At 50.8% G+C, this 1,786-nt stretch carries 2 protein-coding genes; both read left to right on the top strand.

Annotation, left to right across the window (positions count from 1 at the left end):
• The first annotated feature begins 240 nt into the window (after nt 1-240).
• Entirely contained in the window at nt 241-858 is a 618-nt protein-coding gene (locus BIS10_RS18605) for a DUF6036 family nucleotidyltransferase (RefSeq protein ID WP_044630553.1), read from the top strand.
• A gap of 2 nt (nt 859-860) precedes the next feature.
• Entirely contained in the window at nt 861-1,289 is a 429-nt protein-coding gene (locus tag BIS10_RS18600) for a hypothetical protein (protein ID WP_062361612.1), read from the top strand.
• Nucleotides 1,290-1,786 lie beyond the last annotated feature (497 nt).

The raw sequence follows: 1,786 nt of genomic DNA, 5'->3' as shown, positions 1-1,786 counted from the left end.
TAGTATAGCACTGTGCAAATCATCAGCAAGGGCATCCTGCGGATGCCGCGCTATCCATCCGCTCACTAAAAGTAAGCGGTTTTTCGCGCTGATTGATAAAAACTCCCTCCTACAGCAGTTTATCGGGGCATTGCCGAAGGCAGGTGTAGGAGGGCACCTGATTAGGCGATGAAGCAACCGTCGTAGGGGCTAATTGATTAGGCGACGGCGGCACGTTTTCTTGTATGTTTAGGAGAGATTATGCCGATTGCGCCAGGTAATTACCCAATCATCGAGCCCAACACACCACTTGGGCGCGCGCTAGTTGAGTTTTTTGATGTGCTCGTGCCTGTCTATGGGAGCGGAGAAAAGGGGGTCTTCCAGGCTATTGTATTCGGTGGCTGTGCGGTTCATATCCACACACAAGCTCGAGGCAGTGCCGATATTGACGCTGAGGTAGCATCACATGGATTGGCTAAGAAGTCTGATATTATCGCCCTTCTAGGCGAAGATGCCTATGTGTTTACCGATGATGCAGGAGTTGTGCAAATATTGGAGCTAGATATCAGCTTTAACACGACATTAGCTCCATTGCATGAAGATTATGAAGATCGTGTCATTCGGTTGATGATCCAAAGTCATGCCCCTAACGTTGAAGTCTATGTCGCGAGTGCGCTAGATGTGGCAATCTCAAAGCTTGGTCGTTTTGGCGAACGCGACCAAAATGATATTCAAACATTGTTGCAACTCCCCTATGTTGATATCGAAGAATTCGAACGGTTAGCTCGGGAAGCGATCAGTTACTATGTTGGCGATGAAACTCGTATTTTAGGTAATCTGAAAATGATGCTGGATGAGTATCATCATAGCGAGGGTTAAAGATGCAGTTTTCCGTCACGCATAAGCAGCTATATCGGGTGGGGGCTCGCCCCCTTGAGAGTGCTGTTGAGGATATCAAAAAGCTGGCTGATTCCATCTGGTATAAAGGGTATCGGCCTACTTGGAGAGAGCTCGAAACCCTCGCTACTGCTATGCCTCAAGAGCAGTTCCAACGTTCGCTCTGTGTTCTTGAAATGCTGAGCCAATATCCTGTTTGTCACCGTGATACTGCGCTAGATTTACAGCAGATGACTCAGCGGTACCATCAGCAGTTGTTAGGAAAAGATGAGGTTTTAACACCGGGCCGATATTCTCCTAGCAAAAGATGGGGGCTAAGTGATACCACCGTATCGCTTCGAAAAGCCCTGCTACCTTTGCAAACACGTACTTATGCTGACAAACACAGCCGCTTCCACGGGCTTAGCGCCTGAAAGATAAGAAAGCCCTTGCAGGGTCCCATTGCCCACCGTCTCAATCATCGCGAGCTAAAGCTCCCTCCTACCACAAGCCTTATCGATTCCCGAGTAATAAGCTACCTCCGTGGGAGGCCAATTTATTGGGTGCCAGCGGCGCCAGCCGCCCTTAGCCTGCCGAGGGACCAGTGCCCTCATCATCGCGAGCTAAAGCTCCCTCCTACAACAAGCCTGATTGATCCCAAGTAATAAGCTACCTCAATTTATTGGGCGACGGCGGCACCAGCCGCCCTTAGCCTGCCGAGGCACCAGTGCCCTCATCATCGCGAGCTAAAGCTCCCTCCTACAACAAGCCTGATCGATTTCAAGTAATGTGCCCCCACCGTGGGAGGCCAATTTATTGGGCGACGGCGGCACCAGCCGCCCTTAGCCTGCCGAGGCACCGGTGCCCTCATCATCGCGAGCTAAAGCTCCCTCCTACAACAAGCCTGATCGATTCCAAGTAATGTGCCCCC

It is taken from the genome of Halomonas sp. 707B3, assembly GCF_024158645.1.
GTDB classification, from domain to species: Bacteria; Pseudomonadota; Gammaproteobacteria; order Pseudomonadales; family Halomonadaceae; genus Vreelandella; species Vreelandella lionensis.
The sequence above is the reverse complement of the archived record's forward strand: the minus strand, read 5'-3'. Positions and strand labels throughout refer to the sequence as shown.

Bases quoted from the DNA above. Each gene is read 5' to 3' on its own strand.
- BIS10_RS18605 (WP_044630553.1), top strand. From the start codon at position 241: ATGCCGATTGCGCCAGGTAATTACCCAATCATCGAGCCCAACACACCA.
- BIS10_RS18600 (WP_062361612.1), top strand. From the start codon at position 861: ATGCAGTTTTCCGTCACGCATAAGCAGCTATATCGGGTGGGGGCTCGC.